At 40.2% G+C, this 26,337-nt stretch carries 24 protein-coding genes; 1 reads left to right on the top strand and 23 read right to left on the bottom strand.

The window, feature by feature from the left end:
- Positions 1-49 precede the first annotated feature (49 nt).
- The 11 genes from EO125_RS02630 to yedE all read right to left on the bottom strand — a co-directional run bounded on the left by EO125_RS02630 (position 50) and on the right by yedE (position 8,595).
- Positions 50-364: an XdhC family protein gene (locus EO125_RS02630; protein WP_127147531.1), complete on the bottom strand. Its 315-nt coding sequence runs from the start codon at positions 362-364 to the stop codon at positions 50-52.
- On the bottom strand, positions 354-1,079 hold the full coding sequence (locus tag EO125_RS02625) for an XdhC family protein (protein ID WP_127147530.1): 726 nt from the start codon (positions 1,077-1,079) through the stop codon (positions 354-356). Before EO125_RS02625 ends, EO125_RS02630 begins: the two co-directional genes overlap by 11 nt.
- A 4-nt stretch (positions 1,080-1,083) precedes the next feature.
- Positions 1,084-1,887 carry a selenium-dependent molybdenum cofactor biosynthesis protein YqeB gene (yqeB, locus tag EO125_RS02620; protein ID WP_127147529.1) on the bottom strand — a complete coding sequence of 268 codons (804 nt, stop codon included), beginning with the start codon at positions 1,885-1,887 and terminating at the stop codon, positions 1,084-1,086.
- The gene (locus tag EO125_RS02615) at positions 1,862-2,515 is read right to left on the bottom strand and encodes an NTP transferase domain-containing protein (protein WP_127147528.1); all 654 of its coding nucleotides are present in this window, start codon (positions 2,513-2,515) and stop codon (positions 1,862-1,864) included. The genes yqeB and EO125_RS02615 overlap by 26 nt, the downstream gene beginning before the upstream one ends.
- Positions 2,506-3,261, bottom strand: coding sequence for a selenium cofactor biosynthesis protein YqeC (yqeC, locus tag EO125_RS02610; protein ID WP_127147527.1), 756 nt, complete (start codon positions 3,259-3,261; stop codon positions 2,506-2,508). Before yqeC ends, EO125_RS02615 begins: the two co-directional genes overlap by 10 nt.
- Before the next feature lie 26 nt (positions 3,262-3,287).
- Complete coding sequence (locus tag EO125_RS02605; RefSeq protein WP_127147526.1) at positions 3,288-5,570, bottom strand: xanthine dehydrogenase family protein molybdopterin-binding subunit; 2,283 nt, start codon at positions 5,568-5,570, stop codon at positions 3,288-3,290.
- Positions 5,567-6,022, bottom strand: a complete 456-nt coding sequence (locus EO125_RS02600) for a (2Fe-2S)-binding protein (protein ID WP_127147525.1) — start codon at positions 6,020-6,022, stop codon at positions 5,567-5,569. The genes EO125_RS02605 and EO125_RS02600 overlap by 4 nt, the downstream gene beginning before the upstream one ends.
- Positions 6,013-6,801 carry a xanthine dehydrogenase family protein subunit M gene (locus EO125_RS02595; protein ID WP_127147524.1) on the bottom strand — a complete coding sequence of 263 codons (789 nt, stop codon included), beginning with the start codon at positions 6,799-6,801 and terminating at the stop codon, positions 6,013-6,015. The genes EO125_RS02600 and EO125_RS02595 overlap by 10 nt, the downstream gene beginning before the upstream one ends.
- Positions 6,802-7,073: 272 nt before the next feature.
- Positions 7,074-7,352: a DUF3343 domain-containing protein gene (locus EO125_RS02590; protein WP_206168346.1), complete on the bottom strand. Its 279-nt coding sequence runs from the start codon at positions 7,350-7,352 to the stop codon at positions 7,074-7,076.
- Positions 7,324-7,524: a sulfurtransferase TusA family protein gene (locus tag EO125_RS02585; RefSeq protein WP_127147523.1), complete on the bottom strand. Its 201-nt coding sequence runs from the start codon at positions 7,522-7,524 to the stop codon at positions 7,324-7,326. The genes EO125_RS02590 and EO125_RS02585 overlap by 29 nt, the downstream gene beginning before the upstream one ends.
- 18 nt (positions 7,525-7,542) lie before the next feature.
- A complete protein-coding gene (gene yedE, locus EO125_RS02580; protein ID WP_127147522.1) occupies positions 7,543-8,595 on the bottom strand; it encodes a YedE family putative selenium transporter in 1,053 nt (350 codons plus the stop codon).
- 119 nt (positions 8,596-8,714) lie between these two features.
- Here yedE and EO125_RS02575 point away from each other — a divergent pair, with 119 nt between their 5' ends.
- Entirely contained in the window at positions 8,715-9,863 is a 1,149-nt protein-coding gene (locus EO125_RS02575) for an aminotransferase class V-fold PLP-dependent enzyme (RefSeq protein ID WP_127147521.1), read from the top strand.
- A gap of 157 nt (positions 9,864-10,020) precedes the next feature.
- On the opposite strand, the gene EO125_RS02570 is transcribed toward EO125_RS02575, so the two are convergent.
- The 12 genes from EO125_RS02570 to speD form a co-directional block, all read right to left on the bottom strand.
- A complete protein-coding gene (locus tag EO125_RS02570; protein ID WP_127147520.1) occupies positions 10,021-11,421 on the bottom strand; it encodes a nucleobase:cation symporter-2 family protein in 1,401 nt (466 codons plus the stop codon).
- Between the two features lie 152 nt (positions 11,422-11,573).
- On the bottom strand, positions 11,574-14,123 hold the full coding sequence (gene xdh, locus EO125_RS02565; protein ID WP_127147519.1) for a selenium-dependent xanthine dehydrogenase: 2,550 nt from the start codon (positions 14,121-14,123) through the stop codon (positions 11,574-11,576).
- Positions 14,124-14,141: 18 nt separating this feature from the next.
- Positions 14,142-15,443 (bottom strand): dihydropyrimidinase, encoded by a 1,302-nt coding sequence (gene hydA, locus EO125_RS02560; protein WP_240630421.1) that lies wholly within the window; start codon positions 15,441-15,443, stop codon positions 14,142-14,144.
- 31 nt (positions 15,444-15,474) lie between these two features.
- Entirely contained in the window at positions 15,475-17,175 is a 1,701-nt protein-coding gene (locus tag EO125_RS02555) for a selenate reductase (protein ID WP_127147517.1), read from the bottom strand.
- 26 nt (positions 17,176-17,201) lie between these two features.
- Positions 17,202-18,530 carry a putative aminohydrolase SsnA gene (gene ssnA / locus EO125_RS02550; protein ID WP_127147516.1) on the bottom strand — a complete coding sequence of 443 codons (1,329 nt, stop codon included), beginning with the start codon at positions 18,528-18,530 and terminating at the stop codon, positions 17,202-17,204.
- Between the two features lie 47 nt (positions 18,531-18,577).
- A complete protein-coding gene (arcC, locus tag EO125_RS02545; RefSeq protein ID WP_127147515.1) occupies positions 18,578-19,513 on the bottom strand; it encodes a carbamate kinase in 936 nt (311 codons plus the stop codon).
- Positions 19,514-19,599: 86 nt separating this feature from the next.
- Entirely contained in the window at positions 19,600-20,793 is a 1,194-nt protein-coding gene (gene ygeW, locus EO125_RS02540; protein ID WP_127147514.1) for a knotted carbamoyltransferase YgeW, read from the bottom strand.
- Between the two features lie 45 nt (positions 20,794-20,838).
- A complete protein-coding gene (locus EO125_RS02535; protein WP_127147513.1) occupies positions 20,839-22,146 on the bottom strand; it encodes a YgeY family selenium metabolism-linked hydrolase in 1,308 nt (435 codons plus the stop codon).
- 77 nt (positions 22,147-22,223) lie between these two features.
- Positions 22,224-23,432 carry a diaminopropionate ammonia-lyase gene (dpaL, locus tag EO125_RS02530; RefSeq protein ID WP_127147512.1) on the bottom strand — a complete coding sequence of 403 codons (1,209 nt, stop codon included), beginning with the start codon at positions 23,430-23,432 and terminating at the stop codon, positions 22,224-22,226.
- A complete protein-coding gene (locus EO125_RS02525; protein WP_127147511.1) occupies positions 23,404-24,078 on the bottom strand; it encodes a helix-turn-helix transcriptional regulator in 675 nt (224 codons plus the stop codon). The genes dpaL and EO125_RS02525 overlap by 29 nt, the downstream gene beginning before the upstream one ends.
- Positions 24,079-24,295: 217 nt before the next feature.
- The gene (locus EO125_RS02520) at positions 24,296-25,483 is read right to left on the bottom strand and encodes an NADP-dependent malic enzyme (protein WP_127009314.1); all 1,188 of its coding nucleotides are present in this window, start codon (positions 25,481-25,483) and stop codon (positions 24,296-24,298) included.
- A gap of 11 nt (positions 25,484-25,494) precedes the next feature.
- On the bottom strand, positions 25,495-26,283 hold the full coding sequence (gene speD, locus EO125_RS02515) for an adenosylmethionine decarboxylase (protein WP_009353328.1): 789 nt from the start codon (positions 26,281-26,283) through the stop codon (positions 25,495-25,497).
- Positions 26,284-26,337 lie beyond the last annotated feature (54 nt).

Here is a 26,337-nt window from a genome sequence, read left to right as displayed (position 1 = left end):
CCCTTTTATTGTATCCTATATTAGTATTTTTTTCTAGTAAACCTAGTAGTTATACATAGTAAGTTTCGATGAGTACGTCCATGTTACCGCCACAAACCATACCTTCTTTAATCGCTACATCATCGTTCAAATCCACATAAATACGACGGAAACGTTCTTTCTTTTCCAATGCATCTATCGCACTTAATCGAATTTCATTTTCCGCACGACCACCTCCAATAGTACCAAAGATTGATCCATCAGGATGTACAATCATAGTAGTGCCCGCTTTCCGTGGAGTAGATCCGTGGGTATTTAAAATCGTTGTCACTGCTAATGTATCTTCCTTATGTTGTTGTAAATACTCAATAAACTCATACTTCATGTGTATACCTCTTTTTCGATAAAAAACCACCTTGCTTACGATAAGACACTGCCATATATTCTGCTACGATGGATAGTGCTATCTCTTCTGGTGTTTGGGCTCCTAAATCTAAGCCAATAGGACCATATAACATATCTAGTTCTTGCTGTGTCCAACCTTCTTCTTTTAACACCTCAAAAGCATGGAAAATACGTTTATGGCTACCCATGACACCCACATAGGTTGGCAACACATGTCGCACTTGGTGCAAGCATATGCTATCGAACTCATGAGCTCTAGTGACTACCACTATGCCCGTATACGAATGAAGATTCAAGTTATCCTGTAATGATTTAAAATCTAAATGTACTCGTTTTACACGAGAGTCAAAAAAGTTTTCTTGTAAGTATTCCGCTCGGTCATCAACGACGGTGACACCGCAACCAATGAATAAAAATTGGTCAGCCACACAGCGGCTTACATGACCAGCCCCTAGAATGAGGACTTCTGGATCTTTTACTACAGGTTGTAGGAAACATTCCATATCTTCAATAGAAAATAATTGTGGTTCTATACTTTGAGGTACTGTAAAGCCTTCAATGGCATTGCCATATACCACGTCGCCAGTATGGCTATACATCACTTTATCGCCTTGTCGCTCTCCAGATAATATCGTTACAATCAACGATGATTCATCCTTTGCCATACGTTCTTGCGCAATATCAATCAGATTCATGGTACTACTCCTTTATCTGCTCATATTCCCAAGCAGTGATGGCCTCCATCACACCACCGCCGACAGCTAATGCTTTATCTGATATAGTAAAGCAATGGCTCTCTTCACATCGTGCGTCCACATCCGCTAATTTAAAGCCTTTCGTTACTAATATATTAGATGCTAAAATACCTCGTAAAGTGCCGGTAATTTTTGCATGCACTGGTACATCCTCTACATAGCCTATGATAGAACCTGCCTCTACTTGATCTCCAATATGGCTCTTCGCTACAAATAGACCATCCGTTGGGGATTTTATTACTCGCTCATGAGTATAGCCTCCCACATTGCCCGGAATCCCTGTATTAGCTAATGCTGGTCCTTCATAAATACATCGTCCCAAGGTATGACCACGCATAGTTTCAACTACAACATGTACATCCTTGCCAGCATTGAATCCAGGACCGCATCCAATGACTAAAGGAGCATCACTTTTTTTGGTGCCTACATTTCGCTTCGCCAAGATTGCATCCACCACGATGGTTGGTTGTATCGTAGCTAATACGGTTTCATAGGGCTCAGTGACAACAGGAATTGCTTCACGACTCTCTAGTAATTTTGTCACATCTTGTAAGGGTACATGACGTGAGCGCAAACGCTCTAAAATCATTTCCCCACGATGCACCGCATTTCCATAAGACACTTCTCTACGAATCATGGTAGGAATGGCAATTTCATTAATCACCACAGGATACCCTGCCCGCCACAATCGATACACAGCACCAGATGCTACATCTCCACCGCTACGGATTAAAATCATTGGTTTCATAACGTCCTCCTTCGCTCACAATACGGTCATAGTCTTCTTTCGTATCAATATCAATACCACTATGCATAATACGTTGCCTTTCAAGCCATACATAGGTAACATGAGGAGAACCTTCACCTCGCAAAATGACACGTCCCCCCATATCGCCCGGAATCAATCGTAACGCATCCGCCCAATGTCTACCAAACACTACGGGATTACCTCGCTCTTGATGCGGTCCATACTGTGGCTGTACAATGGCTTTCTCGTCGCCTATGTCTCTGAAAGCATTACACAAGTCGTCAATGACTTGTCCATCCAATAGAGGTTGGTCGATCACACCACATACAATTGCCTCTAGGCGATCCTTCTGTGTGCGTTCCCATTGTAACAAGGCTTCAACTCCCAATCGGATAGATGTACCTTGCCCTAGTTGTGGTTCCTCATTAAAAACAGGAATCCCCTGCACCTTACGCACCATATCTTCCACACCCATACGTGGGTCAATGACAACCGCTAGCGGTTGTATCCCGCCATACTTAGAGAGAGCAATCTCTAGCAACGTCTGTCCTTGATAGGTCAATAATTGCTTGGCACATCCCATACGTTTCGATTGTCCAGCCCCTAATAATACACAACCTATTGCCATGTTAGTATCCTTTGTATACAACAATTTTCACCATATCCATTAGCTAATACTACTTTGTGTAATGGAAGGGATTGTAAGGCTTGTAAAAATGCATCCACCACTGTTGAGTCTACCGTATCGCATCCTGTACAGAACACAATTCGTTTCCCCTGAGCATATTGAAAGATACCATTGTCGTGCCTTAATAGTTTTACAACTCCTTCTGGAGTGATTCTATCCCCTAGTGGGATATCCATAATAGCCTGCACTTCTTCTATGCGATGCACATAGGCCTCTGTGAGCGGTTTGCCTAGGACCTGCATATTCACTACTGCAATAGTGGTTACCGTTTTAGTCGGTATCACCGGTTCGTGAGATTTAGGGGCTTTCAACCACTTGGTTTTCGCCCCATCTGCCTCAACAACAATGGACCAATCTGGATGTCGCTCATGTAATGTATCTAGTAATTCCGGATCTAGTCCTACTACTTTATGCCCGGCTACTGCTTGGAACCAAGACCCCATCTGACCACGTTTCATTTGTTCAACAATATGAGACTCACCCAGTGTTACGTCATCCCCATAGTAGGGGTTCCAAGGAGCCACTTGTTCAGACCCCATCTTTGTTGTCGTCGTCACCACCACTGGTCGCTCTAGACTGACTGCCACAGCACCTAATTTAGATACAACTGTTGTCTTACCACCAGCTCCTACGACAGCAAGTATCCCCGGTTCTAGTAAGGATTCCCAGTACTTCCTATCACTCATCTTGACTCTCCTATTGCTTACTCGACTTATTTTTCTTGTAATGCCTTATACACACGTTCCGGAATCATTGGCAATGTAGTGACCTCAGCACCTGTAGCGTTCAAGATAGCTCCTTGAATAGCTGGACAAGATGTATTGATAACAACTTCCCCAATGGATTTAATACCGTAGGCACCAGTTGGTTCATAGGATTCCACAAAGTCTACATGAACATTACCAGTATCTAGTCGTGTTGGTAATTTATAGTGCATGAAATTGTTTGTTTCTAATACCCCACGAGAAGAATAACGAATCTCTTCATACAATGCCATACCGATACCTTGTACTATACCACCTTCTGTTTGTACAGTGGCTAGGTTTCTATTCACAATCGTACCGCAGTCAACCACAGCATAATAGTTTTCAGGCGTTACTTTACCAGTTTCAAGGTCTACTTTCACCTCTGCAATGCCTACCATGAAAGGAGGCGGAGATGTTTGACTACCCCAAGTAGCCATACCACTTAAATAATGACCTTTCGGTCCCGATACAAGTTTCGGTGCTAACTCTTTGGTAGTCATCGTTTTAGACCCATCTTCAGTCCACGCTTTTTCCCCATCAAAGGAAAGTGTACTTGGATCCACTTCCATTAGACGACCAAATTCTTGCAAGATTTTTTCTTTCAACTCGTCACAAGCTAGTTTCGTAGCAGTCCCTGTCACATAGGTCGTACTCGATGCATAGGAACCTGGGTCAAATGGTACTACGTCAGTATCTGCTTCATACACAACCATCATATCCATTGGACATCCCAAAGTTTCACAAGCAATTTGTGCCAACGCCGTATTGGAACCTTGACCCATATCTGTAGAGCCAGTAAATAACATATACGTACCGTCATCAAGCATGCGCACTTCTACCGATGCAGAATCAATATTGGCAATCCCAGACCCTTGGAAAGCAAGGGCTACCCCTAAGCCACCCATATGGCGGTCATCTATTTTCCATGATTTTGGACGATTGTCCCAGTTGGACATTTCTTTCGCTTTTTGGATAGCTTCTTTTAACAAACCAGATTCCAAAATTTCCCCTGGATGGAAGGATTGTGCAGTTTCACCTACATCAATTAAGTTTTTTAAACGTAGCTCGATTTCATCTACGCCCATCTTATGAGCCAATTTCGTAATGGCACACTCCAGCGGCCACAAGGCTTCTGTAGCGCCATACCCACGGAATGCACCGCCTGGCATATGATTCGTGTACACCACATTGGACTCATAGCGGATGGCTTTCGTTTTATTATATAGTGGCAAGGATTTATGTTCCCCTGCTGTGAAAGTAGTCAATGCGTGCGTACCATGAGCCCCAGCATCGGATACAGCCACCATGTCGATCACTTGGATAATACCATCTTTTGTGGCACCTACACGGATCTTCCAATCCCGTGCGTGTCGGCTAGTGGAGCAGTTATTCGCTTCATGACGATCGTATACGATATAGGATGGTTTTTTCAACTTCCATGTTACAAAAGCAGGGAACATTTCTGTACAACCTGTTTGTTTAGATCCGAAACCACCACCAATACGAGGTTTGATAACACGAATCTGAGCTGCAGAAAGCCCCAAAGCACGTGCCACATGTCTACGAATATGAAATGGAACCTGCGTAGAGCTTGTGATAACAAGACGGTTGAATTGGTCAATATGAGCAAATGTTCTAAAGGTTTCCATCGCCGATTGTAAAGTAGCTTGGTCAAAGTAAGACTCTTCTACTACATAATCACATTTCGCCAATTCTGCTTCTAAATCACCTACTACATGGCTATAGGAACAAGCAATATTTCGCTTAGGGTCTCCCCCTACTGGGAAGTTATAGTGGAAATCATCTTCATTGTGAATGATGCTAGGATGATCGATGGCTGTATGAATATCCAAAACTGGTTCATAGATCTCATATTTTACTTTGATGAGAGGCATCGCTTTCAATGCTGTCCGTTCATCCACAGCTACCACTAGGGCTACTTCATCCCCCACATAGCGAACCACTTGATCTAAAATCAACATATCGTATGCAGATGGTTCTGGATAACTTTGACCAGCTAAGGTAAATCTAGTCTGTGGCACATCTTTGTAGGTATAAATCGCTTCCACACCGGGTACTTTTAAAGCGGCATCAATATTGATATCTACAATTTTAGCAAAGGCATGAGGACTACGAAGCACTTTAATACACAATGCATTAGAAGGAATAAAATCTTCTGTATAGGCTGCTTTACCACTCAAAATCGTTGTAGAGTCTTTTTTCTTGTAACTTTGTCCTAAGTGTTTCATAGTGTTCTGCCTCCTAAAAACTTACGAATCCCCCGCATATGAGATTCATATCCAGTACAACGGCATAAATTATTGTTTAGGTAAGCTTTAATTTCCTCATCAGTAGCATTTGGATATTTACGGCTTAAGGCTATGGCACTCATCATCATACCTGTTGTACAGTAGCCACATTGATCAGCCCCTTCTTCAGCCAAACAATCCGCTAAATGAGCCGCCTCTTCCGCTACGCCTTCTAGGGTAGTAATCTCGTGACCTACCGCTCTGAAAGTTGGATACGCACAAGACAACATAGGATCTCCATCTACCCATACAGTGCATAGACCGCAATTTGTCGTATCACAACCGCAACGCACACTATAAAAGCCTAAGTTACGTAATGTTTCCAATAACATTTCATCTGTTTCGATGAGAACTTTTCGTTTCACTCCGTTCACTTGTAACATTATTTCCATTGTGCCACCTCTTTTACCAATCGTTTAAACATGTTTTTTGCCATCTCTAAGCGATACTCTGCACCTGCATGTGAGTTACTTTGAAAGGATAATTCCTCTTGAATCAAGGTTACCGCTTCATCCAAAGCATCTAATCCTTTTTCATTGATTACCTGGCAAGCTTTTGCTGCTAATGCTGGTTTTCCTGGTCGACAACCAATATATACGGAGTAGCCTTGATCATCTAATCGAACAGAGCCCGTTAAATAAGGAAAATCTGAAATCGATTTCCGCAATGCTTCAATCCCTACCGGTACTTCTTGTTTTGGTACAATGATTTCAAGCAATAAATCTCTTGTTCCATAGGTTAAGTATTGTTCTATGGGCATACGGCCCGCTTCAAACAAACGCACCTCTGCTCGCAATGCTAATAAGGCAGGAATAATGTCAGAGAATCCGAATTTCGCTGCTACCGATCCCCCCATAGTAGCCATACTCCGGAATTGAACACCTAAAATATCTTTCACAGCTTTTGGGAGCACTCCTCTACAGAATGTTTTAAATGGTTCATATACCTCTACATCCCGTTGTGTAGCCATGGCGCCAATGCGGTATTCCGTTTCGTCCTCCTCAATATAACGGAGACCTAATTCAGACAAGTCAATTACCATAGGCCATTTACGATTTCCCAATCGTGTCCAACAACCACCTGCTAAGACAGGCGCCATCTTTTGCTTCACCATGAGTGCATGTGCCTCTTCTACTGTTTTAGGCTGTTGCACTTGCATAAACATAAGCATACTTATACCTCCTTACTACAACACATCTATATTCTTATTGTATCATGTATAGCCCTCTTTGGTATATGATTTATATATGATACTTCTTATAGTTTATGATAACTACACCCCATATAACGTTACTTTTTATATACTATCATCTATTCCATATCCATAGATAGTAAAAGAAAATAGGCATATACAAACGATTTCTAATGCTGATGAATCCACGCTGTTAGAGAATACGTTATATATGCCTAATGTATTTACTTCAGATATATCACAGATATCATTTACCCACTTGTGTAGACTTCTTTATACCCTTCTGCTTGTTTTTCTACAACCTGTTCTATATCCTCTAAAATATCTTCAGGAATGTTCTCCACAATACACAGATCCACTTGGAATATGGCACATGTGCCACATGAGGAGCTTAGCCACCTTGGAACAGGTTGTAAGTGCACCGCAATCGATGCTTGCTTACAAAATTGTTCAAATTGGATAGCCCCAAAGTGAGAATAAAACGTTGCTACATATTCCATACTATTTTGTGATAGTGAGAATATACTCACCGTTCTCCTCTTTAGATACAATTGTATATCCTTGAGCTACTACAAATCGAGTAATATTTTCTACCGCGGTTTTGGAGTCAGATTGTACAGTATATTCACTGTCATCTGATGCCATTGCTTTTTGTACCATAATAACGGGTTCGGGACAAGATAGTCCTCTTACATCAATCATACTTACCTCCTATGTCTTCTATTTACGCAGATTTTTAACAGCAATTACCAAAGCAATCACAAAGCCTACACCTACTGCAATTTGGCCCGCCACTGGAACTCCAGTACCAGATGCAGCTAAACCAAAATTATGTGCAAATGCTGCACCTGCTGCTAAGCCTACTACTGTAATCATAGAATCGGAATTACCTTCACCAGATAAGATAAGTTGACGTAATGGACATCCACCCATTAATGTACAGCATAAACCTGCTAGAGCCATACCTAAGAAGTTCCACAATCCATCTGTATGCGCAATTGGTTGTTTCACAAAACCAGGATGGAAGTTGCCAACGGAAATGTTCACTAGGAATGCTGCTACAAGAATCGCAATAAAACCAAGAATTAATTTTGTTTCTTTAAATAAAATGATATCTCGGATACCACCTACCATACAAAGACGGCTATATTGTGCCAAGCCACCTACTACTAAACCAGCTGCTAAAGAAATCCACAATGGAGCATGAATGGCACCTGGACCTTTTTCAGTAAAGAAAATGAACGCTGGCGCTGCCACCACAAGACCTAATAGAATCACCTGTGCTGCTGGCATAATAGAGGAATCCATTTTAGATACAATGTACGTTCTACCCAAGGAATAACCACGTTTTAAAAATACTGTACCTACTGCAATACCACCTGTGAATCCTAATAGACCCATAATTGCATTCCAGTCACCACCTGCTAAGCGCAAAATCATACGGAATGGGCATCCTAAGAAAATAAGACAGCCAATCATAGTAAAGAACCCTAAGGTAAATCGTGTTGCTGGAGCGGAACCACCTTTAGCCGATCTCTCCCCACGGAACCAAGATAATACAAAGGCTCCTAACACTAATCCAATAATCTCTGGACGAATGTATTGTACTGGTGCTGCTCTATGCAGACCCAAGCCTCCTACAGAATCACGAATAAAACAGGCAATACAAAAACCCATGTTTTGTGGGTTTCCCGCTAGCACTAACAAACTAGCAATCGCACCAATAATTAATCCAGCAATAATAATTCTTTGCTTTTCACTTACTCCACTCATAGTATCTCTCCTACTAAACATTACCTCTTCGACTAGTTTACTTTGGCCCCTACAAATTGATATTTTGTACGCATTACTTTATACTAAATATAATATACATATTAAAAGGAGTTATAATTATGAAGTCTATCTATGCAGATAATAGCAGTACCTCTTTCCCGAAAGCGCCAACTGTAGCGCAAGCTATGTATGATTACATTTCCTATAATGGAGCTTCTGTTCATCGCTCCTCTAACGAAGATGCGTACCAAGTGGAACGTTTGATCCTAGAAACACGCCAACAGTTACAACAACTATTAGGTGGACCTAGTCCAAAATACGTCATCTTTACTCCCAATGTGACCACTAGTCTAAACATGGTCTTACAAGGTCTTTTCTCCGCTGGTGATCACCTCCTAATTTCCAGCTTGGAGCATAACGCAGTGATGCGCCCACTCCATCAATTATCTATGAAAGGTGTATCTTACTCCACCATTCCAAGCACACCTCAAGGTGAAATGATTACCTCTACCTTAGAATCACTTCTCTTGCCTACTACAAAGGCCATTCTAGTGACTCATGTGTCTAATGTATGTGGTACCATTCAACCCATTGCCGAAATTGGTGCATTTTGTAAAGAACATAATCTATTGTGTATCGTAGATGCTGCCCAATCTGCTGGTATCTTACCTATCCATATGAAAGAGATGAACATTGACATCCTTTGCTTTACCGGCCATAAAGGATTATTGGGACCCCAAGGGATTGGTGGGTTTCTCCTTACCAAAGATGTAGCCCATCAAATACAGCCACTACTAAGTGGTGGTACTGGTAGTTTTTCTCACACCTTAGAGATTCCCACTACCTTTCCCGATCGCTTTGAACCTGGCACGCCTAATATCCCTGGCATTATCGGTCTTCATGCTAGTTTATCCCATCTCCATACAGTAGGCATCGATCGCATTTACCAACACGAATTATCTTTGACCAAACAATTTCTATGTGGATTACAAGAACTTCCGAAGTATACGATTCACGGTATTCCCGATATTCACAATCGGACAGCGGTGATTTCTATTTCTCCTACTCATTGTGATCCAGCGGAACTGGCACACAATCTAGAACAAAATTATCATATTATTACTAGAGTTGGCTTGCACTGTGCTCCTACAGCTCATCAAGTACTGGGCACCTATCCTAGAGGCACTGTTCGCTTTTCCTTTGGTTACCAGAACACAGCTGATGAGGTAAATACTATATTAAACAGCTTAGATTTATTACAAAACTGACAACACTAACAACTCTTATAACTAGAATATCACATATGCAAAAACAAAGTAAGCACCAATTATACATATAATTGGTGCTTACCTATTTTCGTGCCACTTTCTCTATAAAGAAAGCACTTATATATGTAACCTAACTCTAACCATATATAGCATGTTTTTAAATAGATTGTTTTCTACGAATTTTTCGTTCTGCTTTCCATTTATCTAATCTGGCAATCGCCTTTTCACGGCGTGTTGTTTGTACTACATGTGTTTCACTTCCGTAACCATTTAACAATACATTAAGAAATACTGCCATTAAGCTACCAAATGTAATCCCACTATGAAGGACAATTTTTAACCATTCAGGGAAATGATTATAGAATGTTGGTACTGCTAATGGAATCATGCTCACACCAATACTAATCGCCACAATCATAAGATTGTAAGTGCCGTCAAATTGTACTTTAGATAAAGAACGAATACCACTAGCGATAATCATACCGAACATAGCTACACCAGCACCACCTAATACAGGATTAGGGATACTTGCCACAACGGCCGCCATTTTAGGGAATAAACCTAATAATACTAAGATAACACCAGATGCAGCTACTACGAAACGGCTTTTTACATTAGTTACGGCTACTAAACCTACGTTTTGCGCGAATGCTGTATGTGGAAAACTATTTAAGAAACCACCAATCATCGTTGCAAAACCATCTGCACGTAAGCAAGCAGCTAATTCTTTCTTACCTATTGGTTTCTCAACAATTTCACCAATAGCTATACAATCACCAGTGGTTTCTGTCATTACTACAAGCATAACAATAACCATGGAAATAATAGATGAAATTTCAAAGGTTGGCATGCCAAATGCTAATGGTGTTACGATGGCAAACCATTCTGCTTTACCAACTGCACCTAAATTTGCAACACCTAATGCCATGGATACTAGCGTACCAGCGACTAGACCTACAAGGACTGCAACATTACTCCAGAATCCTTTGCCAAATCGATACACTGCTACTACGATAGCTAATGTTAACGTAGCTAATAACAAGTTAATAGGATTAGCGAAGTCCGGTGAACTAGGGTTACCTCCCCCTATCCAACGAACGGATACAGGCATTAATGTAATACCAATAATTGTAATAATAGTACCTGTTACTATAGGTGGAAAAAACCGGATTAAACGGCTAAACAGATGGGAAATTAAAAATGTGACTATCCCCGCCACAATAACGGCTCCGTAGATACTTGTCATACCATGTTCTTGACCAATTAAAATCATTGGTGACACAGCGGCAAATGTAATCCCTTGAATTAATGGAATTTTTGCACCAATTTTCCAAAACCCTAGCGTTTGAATCAATGTGGCAATGCCACAAGTAAATAAATCCGCATTAATTAATTGAATCAGCTGCTCGTCTGATAAACCCATAGCCTGTGCTATGATGATGGGAACCGCTACAGCCCCTGCATACATTGCCAACACGTGTTGTAAACCGTAAGCAAACAATTTCGGAATCGGTAGCATTCCATCTACATGATTAACACCCTGAATTTGATGTGCCATATGAATCACCTCATATTACTTAATAGAATATACTAGTCCTATGCTTATATCATGTTTTGAATTTTTTTACATCATCTGATGGTGTAGCAAGCACTCCCTCTATTACTACACCATCGAACTTCATAGATTTAGTACACTCTCTTCCCTACTGATTATTTTCGATATCCAGTTTTCTCAAGTGGTAAAGAACAACGTTCCATACCGTCCAAACGATTGTATGCATTTGCAATAGCTGGAGCAATTGGAATACTACTGATTTCCCCAATACCTTTAGCACCATATGCATATTGGTCTGGCGTACCTTTTTCTATGAATGTACATTTGATTTCTGGGCGTTGTGTAGCTCTTAACAAGCCTAATGTGCCATATTTGGTAACTACCTTACCTTCATTGTATTTGAAGTCTTCTGTTACACCATATCCCATCCCCATGATTGTGCCACCTTCAACTTGGCCTTCACAAGATTGAGGGTTCACCACTCGTCCTACATCATAAGCTACATGAATTTCACTTACCTTGTTATCATCTCCAATCGTAGCTACGCAAGCTCCATACCCATAAGCCACATGACTCTTAGGATGTTGTTTGTCCGAATCGAATGGATCCGTAACACCTAGGAACTCTTCGTATATTTCTTTTCCTTCAAGGTCTGCTAACGTTTGAGTTTTCAATAATTCTGCCAATTTTTCGGCTGCTCTACGTGTTGCTTCCCCTGTAAATACCGTTTGTCGAGATGCAGTAGTGGTACCAGAATTTGGCGTACGCTCGGTATCTGGTGCTTCTACTACAATTTGTTCTGGTGAAAGTTTTGTAGCTTCTACAACGATTTGTGCCGCCACTGTACCTACACCTTGACCAATACAAGCTGCGGATGTACGAATACGAACCTTGCCGTCACGAACCTCTAGGATAACACGTCCTGTATCTGGCAAACCTACACCAACACCACTATTTTTCATACAAATGGCAAGCCCTGTACGATCGCTGGCATAATATGAATCTTTAACGGCTTCCAAACATTCCACAATGCCTGTATCTGGAGTACATACTTGTCCATTTGGTAAGTAATCACCAGGTCGTACCGCATTTTTATAGCGGAATTCCCAAGGATCCATACCTACTTCTTTAGCTAGTAAATCAATATTCACTTCTTGCCCAAAAATCGTTTGTGTTACACCAAATCCACGGAATGCACCACCAGGCACTGTATTCGTATATACACAAATACCATCCATGGAGAAGTTTTCAAAATTATATGGTCCGCTAGAGTGTGTACCTGCCCGTTGTAATACTGGTCCACCTAAAGACGCATAAGCTCCACAATTAGAAACAATTTTTACTTTTGTAGCTACTAATTTACCTTCTGCATCACAAGCTGTAGTGATATCCATTTCCATAGCATGGCGTTTTGTATGTACTTCTAAACTTTCTTGTCGAGTTAACTGTACTTTCGTTGGAAGTCCCGTTTTCCAGGCTACAAGTGCTGCATGATGTTGCACACTCATATCTTCTTTACCGCCAAATCCGCCACCTACTAGCATGCTGTGGACTTTTACTTTGGATACATCCAACTCCAACATGCGAGCCACTTCACGTTGATCATCATATATACTTTGGCTACCTGTATAGAGTTGAATGCCATCTTCAGTTTTCACTGCAATAGCACATTCAGGTTCCATAAATGCATGGTCCGTTTGTGGTGTAGAATAATGACGAGTAACCACATGCGCCGCATTGGCAATTGCTTCATCTGCATTACCACGACTTAATGATTGATGCGACAAAATATTACCATTCGGATGTAATTGAGGCGCTCCTTCTGCTAAAGCCTCTTCTGGAGTGACTACAGGTGTCAATTCTGTATAGTCTACAGTCACTAGATTACATACTTCTTGTAAATATTGTTTTTCTTTTACCGCAACTACTGCAATGGCATCACCTACATAGCGAGTGATATCTCCTTCTGCGATCATTACGTCCCAATCTGGAACAATATGACCGGTTTTATTAAAAGGTACATCTTTGGCTGTTAATACTGTCACGCATTGAGGATGTGCCAAGGCTTCTTCAATATGAATTGCATCTACACGAGCCCTTGGATATTTAGAGCGAATAGCTTTTGCATAAATCATGCCATCCACTACCATATCATCTACGTATAAACCTGTACCCAATGCTTTCTCCATCGCATCAACACGATGCAACCGAGACCCGACCGTACCGTCTGCATCATTTTTAGGAACAGGTGCATTCTCTTTAAACATACGAGCTGCTAATAAAATAGCATCTTCAATCTTTACGTATCCTGTACAACGACAAATATTGCCCAGTAAAGCTTTTTGAACAGCTGCTCTCGTAGGCTCTAGTGTAGTATCTAATAATGCTTTAGCACTGATAATCATGCCTGGAATACAGAAACCACATTGCACAGCTCCACACTCCGCAAACGCATATACATACACTTCTTTTTCACGTTCAGTAAGGCCTTCAATCGTAATAATTGATTTACCTTCCATTTGTGAAACTTTGCCTATACAAGCTTTTACCTTTTTTCCATCAATGAGAATTGTACAAGCTCCACAAGCACCTGCACTACAACCATCCTTTGTTCCAGTTAAACGTAGATCGTCACGAAGATAATCCATTAATCGTTTATCTTCTTCTACCTCTCGCCAAACACCGTTGACCTGAAATCGGTACATACAGAGACCTCCCTCCGATTATTGTTGGAATTCCCCTTTATAGGCTTCCACTAATTTTCTATTTTGCACCACATGGTGTCCACGTAAAAACACATCATCTATTCGACCATGTACAGTCATTCCCTCATAAGGTGTATAGTCTGACCGACTATGAGTTGTATCCGAAGTCATACATTCTGTTACATCCGGTGAAAGTATCACGATATCCGCATCACTTCCTACCTGTAACGTTCCTTTTTTTGGATATAATCCATATAACTTAGCTGGTGTTTCGCTAGTTAATTTCATATATTCTACAGGCTCGATTCGTCCACTATGAACAAACATATCCCACATTAGAATCATCCGCTCTTCTACACCTGGCAAACCACCTGGTGTTTTCGTAAAGTCACCAAGACCCTGCGCTTTTTGCGCTAATGTATAATTGCAGTGATCCGTACATAATGTTTGGAAAACTCCGCGTTCTACCGCCGCTTGCAAAATCTCCACATCTCTTTGTTTTCTAAGAGGTGGACTTAAGATATATCGCAATCCTTTTCCATCTGGCTGATTATACAATTCATCTGTCAATAGTAAGTATTGAGGACAGGTTTCACAGGTCACTTTTGCTCCATTTTTTCTGCGTTCCTCAATCACATCTAATCCTGCTGCAGAGCTCACATGCACAATATGTACTGGATAATCTGCTAATTCCCCTAGTCGAATGAAACGATGCATTGCTTCTGCTTCTATAGTATCTGGCTTTGAAAGTGGGTGATACTTTGCTTCTGTATCTCCTTCCTCTCTCATTTCCTGTACCTTAGCTGCAATCATCGCTCCATTCTCACAGTGGGCTGCCACCAACGCACCAGTTGGGGCGATTGTTTTGATTGCTTCATAAATTGACCGATCATCAATGCTAAAGCTGTAGGCCATATATACTTTGAAGGATGCGACGCCTTCTTCAACGACCTTAGGAATTTCTTCTGCTACTTGCTCATTCATATTCAAAATTTCCATATGAAATTTATAATCACAAGAGCAACGTCCTTCCGCCCGTTTCTTATCGCGTCGCAAACCTTCTAACAAAGATTCTTCAAAAGGCGATGCAAAGTTGATAATCGTCGTGGTTCCCCCCATAATAGCTGCCTTCGTACCACTATCAAAATCGTCAGCCGTGGTGGCAAATGCATTGGTCATTTCAAAATGGGTATGTGTATCGATTCCTCCAGGCAACACATAACGCCCTTTTGCATCGATTCGTACATCTCCTGGTTTCGCCTCAATATGAGGGGCTACCTCTACAATCTTATCGTTTTCAATTGCTATCGTCCCTTGCATGACTCCCGTTGGGAGTACAAGATATCCTTGTTCAATGAGTATCATAGATATAATATGGAAGTTCTTTAATGAACGCTTCCACTACTCCTTTCAACACCTCTGGTAAGGCATCAATCGCTGTGCGACCCGTAGCGCCTTGGAAGCGATATCCGCATTCCTTACCTTGAATATAAAAGCCGTCATTATCGCTTGCTAATAAGCGTTCTTCATCAATGAAGTATGTCAATTTATCTTTATATGGGAAGCATGGTTGTACGCAATGGCAAGCACAGTTACCACATTCATTACATGACTCATCAATATGAATGATTAATTTTTTACCGTCTACAGTAATGCATTCATTCGTTCTATTTGGACATACACGCACGCAAGTACCACATACCACACGACATTCATGATTTTTATCATGAGCTGTTGGGAAACCTGGTTGCTCTTCGCGTTTTTTCTTAGCCGCTGCAGATTTTTTGTATGTTGGCGCTGCTCCCATCGCCTCCGCAAAAGCTTTAATCTCTGTTGGTTTAACTACCTTAGCAGTATCGTAATCTTCTGCTTCTACTAATTTAGCCAAATTATCCAATTGGTTGTAACCTAATCCTTGTAATAAAGTTGTACATACTGTGATTGGCCAAATACCTGTGCGGAATAAAGCTGCAATATTTTTCGCATCTGCACCACCGCTATACGACATTGGTAAGCGTTCACCAAATGTTTCACTCAATAGTTGAGCCACACCGATGGATAATGGTAATAAGGATTTACCAGACATATACATTTGCTCACCTGGTAATTCTTTTTCGTGAATTGAAACAGGGAATGTATTTGTCAATTTCACACCGAACACTAACCCTTCTTCTTCTGCAATGGTCAACAATCGTTCAATCATTGGCACTGCTTCTTTAAAAGATAAGTCTACTTCAAATTGATGTGCATCAAAATCAATATATCCAAACTCTGCTTGATCTAATAATTCTCTTACACGATCATAGCCCAATAATGTTGGGTTACATTTTAGATATAGATTTAGATGTTTTTCTTTCAGTAGGTATGTACAAATCGATTCAATTTCGCCTGCAGGACAGCCGTGCATTGTGGATAATGTAATACCTTGGCAAATGTTGTCATCAATATTACGAATGTAATCTTCTGTTACATGTTTAAATTGATGCACATTCGCTAATGCCCATTCTTCGCATTCTTTCCAAACTGGTTTAGTACGTGCTGCACGTAAGTATTCCATATAGGAATCTACATCTTTACTTTGAATACCTGCTAAGTTATAGCCAACACTCATAATAAAGATGAATCCATCTGGATCGCCGATGCCCCATTCTTTACTAATTAATTTAATAGCAAACCATGCTTTAATGTATTCATCAGCAGCCGCATGGCAATGGTACTCAGAGGACCATTCCACATTGTATGCTTCATCTTTTGAATAAATACATGGTCTTGGGATGCCCAATTCTTCACCGAACATAATTTGTACTGTTTTTAATTCTAAGAATCGGGAACCTCCCACATAGGCTGCTACTAAGTTTTGAGCTAATTGAGTATGTGGACCTGCTGCAGGACCTAATGGATTTTCTAGGTTACGACCAAATAAGGATAACCGTTGATCCGTACCTGTTGTGTGCATGCGCTCCACATTATATACTCGATTGTGTGTAGCATATTCTGTTAAAATATGGTTCATTAAATGTCCGAAACTTACCGGATACATGATATCGCTCATAGTATTCACTCCTTACTGAAAGTGTATTATGGGACTAATCGTTTCCATAAACGATGGGAAATTTGTCGTACTTCTCGTAGCAATTCTTCTTTATTCATGCCACATAGTTGACGATCTAGCATACGTACCTTACCACCAGAAATCGTTGTAATTACATTGAGACCATTAAGTCCAAATAGTAAATGACCATTGATATTATCAGCATGTAAATCTGTTCTAGGAATATAATCTAACACAATTACATCTGCTTCTGCCCCCGGTGTCAAGGTACCAACTTTTACAGGGAAGAATTTTTCAATCATTGCTGGGTTAGTATTGAATAACATATGTGGAATTTCAGTCCAACCAACATTTGGATGTTGCATGTTATGCTTCACTAAGCAATTTGCTACTTTGTAGGATTCTAACATATCGCTCGTATATCCATCTGTACCAAGACCCACTGGAATACCTGCTCCCATAAGTTGTAATACATTAGGTGCTCCTACTGCATTACCCATATTACTTTCTGGATTATGAGCCACCACGGTGCCAGTTTCAGCTAATACCTTCACTTCACTATCATCTACATGGATACAATGTCCAGCAATCGTTTTTGGTCCTAGGATGCCATCTTCATGCAAGCGATGTACTGCACGCATGCCATATTTTTCTTGGCTATCTTCTTGATCTGTTGTGCCTTCTGCTACATGGATGTGATATCCCAAATTGTCTACATTTTGTTCACGAACATAGGCTAATGTATCTTTACTTAATGTGAAAGATGCATGTAACCCCATCATAGCTGCGAGTGTTTCAGGGTTTTCTTTTGCTTCTTTACCAAAGCGTACGTTTTCTGCTACCGCTTTCTCCATTTCCTCTTGGCCATTACGATCACTTACTTCATAACATAAGCAAGAACGAACGCCGAAGTCTTGTGCCACTTCACTGATAACAGATAAACTACCTTCTGTTTCCCCATAACTTGCATGATGATCAAATATGGAAGTCACACCATTTTCGATACATGCCATATAGGTCACAATCGCACTTGCCCACACATCTTCTTTCGCAAGACGTTTATCTAGGTAAAACCACAATCCATCTAAAATTTCTTTAAAATTTGTTGGGTTATTACCAGGGATATATAATCCACGGGCTAAGGCGGAATAAATATGATGATGAGCATTTACAAAACCAGGCATAATCAAGCGTCCATGCGCGTTCACTCGATATGCTTTTGGATATTGTTTGCGCAATGTTTCGTATGAGTCTACTGCCACAATTTTAGTGCCATCCATTAGTACTCCACCATCTTCAATAATCGGTTGTAATGGATTGCGTGTAACGACAGTTCCTTTTCCTAATAAAATCATAGATAGGCTCCTTTCTATGAAAAACAGTATTCAATGAAATACTACTATTATAATTCGATGTGAGTGCCTGTTTTTCCTTCAATACCTTCTCTAGATTTTTCTAGTTGTGTGATAATTGCTTTTCTACCTGGTTTCGATTTAGCAAAAGCTACAGCTGCTTCCATTTTTGGTTTCATAGAACCTTCTGCAAATTCACCATTTTGGATGTGTTTTTCTGCTTCTTCTACAGTAATGTGCTCTAACCATTGTTGGTTTTCTTTACCATAGTTAATCGCTGCTTTTTCAATAGCTGTTAAAATAATCAATACATCAGCATCAACTTCTTGTGCTAATAAGCTACTAGTCCAGTCTTTATCGATAACTGCAGAGGCACCTGTTAAGTGATTTCCATTGCGAACTACCGGGATACCGCCGCCACCGCAAGCGATGACCAATTCATGACCAATTAAGCCTTTGATAGCTTGTAATTCAATAATTTCTTTTGGTGCTGGAGATGCTACTACACGGCGATAGCCACGACCTGCATCTTCTTTTACCACATAATCATATTGGTTCACAGCATGTACAGCTTCTTCTTTTGTCATGAAATGACCAATTGGTTTTGTAGGGTCTAAGAAAGCTGGATCATCTGCATCTACACGAACTTGTGTAACCATTGTTGTTACAGGCAAATCTGTAATACCTCTATTTAACAATTCTTCGCGTAATGCGTTTTGTAAATCATATCCAATATATGCCTGACTCATGGCTACGCATACAGACAACGGAGTATTAGGTTGACCTTCTACTTCTCTTGTCAATGCAGCCATAGCATTATTGATCATACCGATTTGAGGACCATTGCCATGGGTAACGATAACATCACAATCTGCTTCGATTAAATCTACGATTGCTTTCGAAGTTTCTTTTACTGCAATCATTTGTTCTGGTAATGTATTACCTAGGGCATTGCCCCCTAAAGCGATAACAACACGTTTTTTCATAGGGTACCTCTCTATGGTGTATATATTCCTAACTACTTTGTAGGGATTAAAATAAGGGACTGTCTGAACAGACAGCCCCTTTGCTCTTAGCGGAGAACTCTTTCTGTTCCCTTTTCTTCTAGCTCTTTCAATAATTCTACTGGATTTTCAAATTTGCTTAATAAAATCATAGCAGCAATTACATATGGTTTATAGCTCGCTTCTTTGTAAAGAGGTACACGATAACGATCAAATACGGATGCGTCAACTTCACCTTCTTCACAGCTTACGCCAGTGATATCAGCTGGTAAGCAATGTAAGTATAATGCTTTACCGTCTTTTGTAAGACTCATCATATCTTCTGTGCAAGCCCAATCTTTATGTTGTGCATTTTGTTCTAATAAACGACCTTCTAATTCTTTAATGCCTGCTGTATCGCCTTTGCCATATAAGTCAGTTCTTTCTTCCATTGCTGCGAAAGGTGCCCAGGATTTAGGGTATACAATATCAGCATCTTTGAAAGCTTCTTTCATGTCGTTTGTACGTTTGAAAGATCCTCCACTAGCTTGTGCTTGTTTTTTAGCAACTTCTTCAACTTCTGGCATTACTTCGTATCCTTCTGGATGCGCTAATACAACTTCCATACCTAAACGAGTGAATAAACCGATAGCACCTTGTGGTACGGAAAGAGGTTTACCATAGGATGGGGAGTATGCCCAAGTCATAGCCACTTTTTTACCTTTTAAGTTTTCAAGTCCACCAAATTCATTGATAAGGTGAGCCGTATCAGCCATCAATTGTGTTGGATGGTCGATATCACATTGTAAGTTTACCAATGTAGGACGTTGTTCTAATACGCCGTCTTTATGGCCTTCTTCTACTGCATCAGCTACTGCATGCATGTATGCATTACCTTTACCGATATACATATCATCACGGATACCGATGATGTCAGCCATGAAGGAGATCATATTCGCTGTTTCACGTACAGTTTCGCCATGAGCGATTTGAGATTTTCCTTCATCTAAGTCTTGTACTTCTAAACCTAATAAGTTACAAGCAGATGCGAAGGAGAAACGAGTACGAGTGGAGTTATCACGGAATAAGGAGATACCAAGGCCACTGTCGAATACTTTTGTAGAGATATTGCGCTCACGCAATGCACGTAATGCATCAGCTACAGCCCAAACAGCTTGTAATTCGTCGTCTGTTTTTTCCCAAGTCAAGAAGAAGTCATTGTTGTACATGTTTTTTGTGTCTAACTTAGCTAATGCGTCTACACATTTTTTGAAATCTGCCATTTTTGCACCTCATTAATAATTTATAGCTTCATAAAATGTAAACTATTATTTGCAATAGTTTGTAGGTAAGATTGCATATACTGCTGCACATGTTACAAGGTCTTGTTTCCATGTGATTTCGTTAGGAGCATGTGCTTGTGCTTCTGCGCCAGGACCGAAACCGATGCAAGGAATACCATTACGTCCCATGATGGATACGCCATTTGTAGAGAATGTCCATTTATCAGTCAACGGGCGAGCTTTACGTTCTGCCAATGTAACTTCAGCACCAATACGTTCTGTGCCAAATAAGGAGATGTAAGATTCTTCTAACGCTTTTGTTACTTTATGATCTTTAGGAATTACCCATGTTGGGAAGTAGCATTCGATTGGATATGTTAAACCAGTCCAAGATGGACGAGCATATTCGTACATAGATACTTTCGCACCGTATTTTTGTACAGCTGGTAAATCTTCGATTTCTTTTAAGCAACTTTGCCATGTTTCACCTGCTGTCATACGACGGTCAAGAGATACTGCGCAAGAGTCTGCTACTGCACAACGGCTTGGGGATGTGTAGAAAATTTGGGAAGTTGTTACTGTACCACGTCCCAAGAAGCGAGCTTCTTCATAGTGGTCAGGGTTGAATTTTGGATCCAACATTTTTTCTAAGCCACGAACACGTGTGCTTTCTGTAGAATTGTTTGCATTTAATGCACGAACATCTTGTAAAATGTCAGCCATTTTGTAGATGGCATTATCACCGCGATCTGGTGCAGAACCATGGCAAGACACGCCTTCAACATCGATGCGAATTTCCATACGACCACGTTGACCACGATAGATACCGCCATCAGTTGGTTCTGTGGATACTACGAATTCTGGACGAATGCCACGCTCTTTAATAATGTATTCCCAACACAAACCATCACAATCTTCTTCTTGTACTGTACCAACTACTAATACACGATATTTATCATTCAATAAACCTAAGTCTTTCATGATTTTTGCACCGTATACTGCGGATACGATACCACCTAATTGGTCAGATACGCCACGACCACCGATTTCAGTGTCGCTTTCAAATCCCTCATATGGATCAAAGTTCCAGTTGTCACGGTTACCGATACCTACTGTATCAATATGTCCGTCAAAAGCAATCAATGTTTTACCAGTTCCCATATAGCCAAGAATGTTACCCATAGGATCCACTTCTACTTCATCAAATCCTAAGTCTTTCATTTCTTTTTCGATGCGGCGAACATGTTGTTCTTCTTCCGCACTTTCACCAGGGAATGCGACGATTTCTCTTAAAAATTTTGTCATCGCTGCTTCATAGCCTTGCGCTGCTGCTTTTACGGCTTGTAAATCCATTACCTTTTCCTCCTTGTAATACACATATACATATAGGTTAAAGTTAAAATTAACTGTATATGACTTAATAGGTTAAATTAAAATTTCCCTTGCCATACGATTTCTTGATAACGTGTTGGATCTGTATCCCCTTCTGTGGAGAAACAAAGGACTTTGGAGTCTTTTGTAAGACCTAAGTCTTCTTTCAAATCTTTATATTCATCCATTGTCATAGCGGCTGCTACTAAACCAAATGGTACAGCACCAGACTCACCAGATGTAATGCTTGCATCGCCTTTAATAGGAGCTGCACTCATGCGCATACCTAGGGATGCTACCCAGTCTGGAGCGGATACGAATACGTCCACATGATTTTTTAAGATGTCCCAAGAAATTGTATTTGGTTCACCGCAAGCTAACCCTGCCATGATAGTTTGTAAATCTCCACCAACAATGCGTAAGTCCCCGTCGCCTGCTTTAGCACCTTTGTATAAGCAGTCTGCTGCGGATGCTTCTACAACAACAATTTTTGGTTTCACAGGAGCATCTTTATAGCGGTTTACTACATAACCAGTCACAGCACCTGCTAAGGAACCAACGCCAGCTTGTACGATAACATGTGTAGGTACATCCACGCCTGCTTTTTCTAGTTGTTCAGTAGCTTCTAATGCCATTGTGCCGTAGCCTTGCATAATCCATGCTGGAATTTCTTCATATCCATCCCAAGCTGTATCTTGGATAACAACACCATGGTTAACTTTTTTAGATTCTGCTGTAGCTAAGCGTACGCAATCATCGTAGTTCATTTCTTCAATTGTAACTGTTGCACCTTCTGCTGCAATATTTTGTTTACGAGTTTCTGTAGAACCTTTTGGCATGAATACTACAGATTTTTGGCCCAATTTATTAGCCGCCCAAGCAACGCCACGACCATGATTTCCATCAGTAGCCGTGAAGAATGTAGCTTGACCAAATTCATCACGTAATTCTTTAGATGTTAATACAGAGTATGGTAACTCGGATACTTCTTTACCTAATTCTTGTGCCACAAACTTAGCAATCGCATAGGATCCACCCAACACTTTGAAAGCGTTTAATCCAAAACGATAGGATTCATCTTTAATAAACAATCTATTCAATCCTAAATGCTCTGCCATACGTGGTAATTCAGTTAATGGTGTTTCTTCATATTGTGGGAAACTTTTATGAAATTCCCTTACACCTTCACTTGATTTCACACTCATAATATGCGTATTTAGGTCCTCAGACCCAGGCATATTATTTTTCACCCATTGAATCCGTTCCATGTAATTCCTCCTCTTCTTTCACCTGATTTAGGTCATTATATAAAGTAAATTTAGAAACGTTGAAATATTCCGATATCTTATCAGATGCCTTTGAAATCAAAAAAGCGCCCTGGCAATATAAATATCGTATTGCTTCCAGACGCTCATTCTTATTCATTAAATGTGCTGGTCGCCCTACTACTTTTTCAGCTTGAGATAACATATCGCTCAACAAATCGCTAACAGATGTAACAATTCGTTCACCTTTTGTTTCCCACGCTCGATTACTGGATGTGATAATTCGATCTAATGAGTTTTGTAATGTAATAAAATCAGTAATATCGTAGTTAATACATAATAAATACTGTAATTTATCATTATCATCACGTATATACATTGTCGTCGATCGAAGAACCCTTCCATCTTTGGTTCGTGTTAGATACGCTTCCTTACCTTGACACTGACCATCGTCATTTCGTATCGCATCTAGTACAGCATGCGAGGCGCCATCACCTACATTTCGGTTAGAAATATCCCCGTGCTCAATATACACAATAGAACTCTCTAATGTTTCTATTTGCACGTCGTGAATCAACACTTCACATGAAGCTCCAAATTGTGTCGCAATACCATGCGCAATTACCTTTAATTGTTCTAATTTCATAATTGTCTCCTAACTATTATTTAGGCTTTCTAACAATTTATTAGGTATGCCCTCATTATAGCACTGTCATATCTATAATTCAATACTTTTTCTAAATATTTTTTAGGTTTTCTAATTTTTTGTCAGGTGATAATTTTCACAGACTAGACATAAAAAAAAGATAGAGGTAGGTTGAGTCAACACTTCAACCTACCTCTATACTATATGAGAGTTCTTTATCTTAGTAAGGAACTTCTGTTTTACGAGCTACACCAGTTTTAATCGCTGTTTCAGCTACTGCTTTTGCCACTGCTAGTGGAACACGTTTATCGAATGCATTGGCTACTACGTAGTCTTCTGCTAATTCTTCATCTGTTACAAGAGCTGCTAGCGCCTCAGCGGCTGCCAATTTCATTTCATCATTGATTTCACGTGCTTGTACGTCGATGGCGCCACGGAAGATACCAGGGAATACGTTTACGTTATTGATTTGGTTAGGCGCATCGCTTCGACCCGTACCCATCACACGTACGCCAGCTGCTTTCGCTTCTTCATACATTACTTCTGGCACTGGGTTAGCCATTGCAAATACAATCGCATCATCTGCTAAGCTTTCTAAAATTTCTTTTGTGAAAGCACCTGCTGCAGATACACCTAACAATACGTCTGCACCTTTAGCAATCTCTGCTAAATTGCCAGTTTTTGTTTCTTGACCTAATGTTTTGATCAATTCAGCTTGTAAGGAATCAAGACGTTTGTAATCTTTGTTCAATACACCAGAGCTTACCATTAAGGTAATATCACGCGCACCTGCTAAGTATAACAAGCGAGCAATATTAGCACCTGCTGCACCTGCCCCATTCACCACGATTTTAACTTTGGACAAGTCTTTTTTCACAAAGCGAAGAGCCGCTTTCACACCTGCTAAACAAGCAATAGCTGTACCATGTTGATCATCGTGGAATACAGGAATTTCTAGTTCTTCTTTTAAGCGATTTTCGATTTCGTAACATTTAGGAGAAGAAATATCTTCTAAGTTAATGCCTGCAAAGTTTTTTTGTACTAATTTTACAGTGTTGATCAACACGTCTGGATCTTTTGTATCGATTACCAAAGGAATGCAATCTACATTACCAAAGCGTTTGAACAATAGGGATTTACCTTCCATTACTGGAATCGCAGCTGCTGCTCCGATATCACCTAAACCCAATACGCGAGTACCGTCGGATACAACGGCTACCATATTAGAACGACATGTTAAGTCGAAGGATTTATCTTCATCTTCTTTGATATGAAGGCATGGCTCAGCTACACCTGGAGTGTACGCCACTGTTAAGTCATGAGCATCTTTTAATTCATATTTTGTTCCAGTTTGCAAGAAACCTTTTAGTTCCAAGCGTTTTTCAATTGCCTCTTGTTTTACGTCCATGGGAAAACCTCCTAGATTTTCAATGATGGTAAGTTTCTACCGTAAAAGATTTCAGCCATCTCTTGTTTGAGTTGCTGGTTGATTTGTTTACGCTCTTTCAGCGTCAAATCTTCTTCGGTAATACCAAACAAATAATTATTAATGTCGTACTCTTTCAGCATCATTTTGGTATGGAAAATATTTTCTTGATACACATTCACATCGATCATATTGTAAAGATTACGAGTTTTAGAATTGATATAATTTTGGATGGAGTTCATGCGATGGTCCATGAATAATTTTTTACCATGAATATCGCGAGTGAATCCACGCACTCTATAATCTAAGCTAATGATATCGGAATCAAAGCTATCGATGAGATAGTTTAATGCGTTGAGCGGAGAAATCTGACCACATGTGGACACGTCAATATCTGCACGGAATGTGCTTACTCCGTTGTCTGGATGACTTTCAGGGTAGGTATGAACCGTCAAATGAGATTTATCGAGATGCATTACCACATCATCTTTATCTACTTTATCAACAGGTTCTTCCGAAATCAGGATGGTTACGCTTGCCCCTTGTGGATCATAGTCTTGCTTTGCCACATTCAACACATTGGCTCCGATAATATGTGAAACCTCTGTTAAAATATCAGTCAGGCGCTGTGCATTGTAAACTTCGTCAATGTATTCAATATATTGGCGTTTTTCTTCTTCTGTACGCGTATAACAAATATCATAAATATTAAAACTCAAGGTTTTTGTTAAATTATTAAACCCATAGAGTTTCATTTTATTTGATTTTACAGATGTATCCATAACTTAATATCTGCCTTCCTTATAATACCTACCATTATTATATCGAATTACATC

The sequence above is a fragment of the Veillonella sp. VA139 genome (genome assembly GCF_003992005.1).
Classification (GTDB): Bacteria; Bacillota; Negativicutes; order Veillonellales; family Veillonellaceae; genus F0422.
This window is presented reverse-complemented; position numbering and strand designations above follow the sequence as displayed.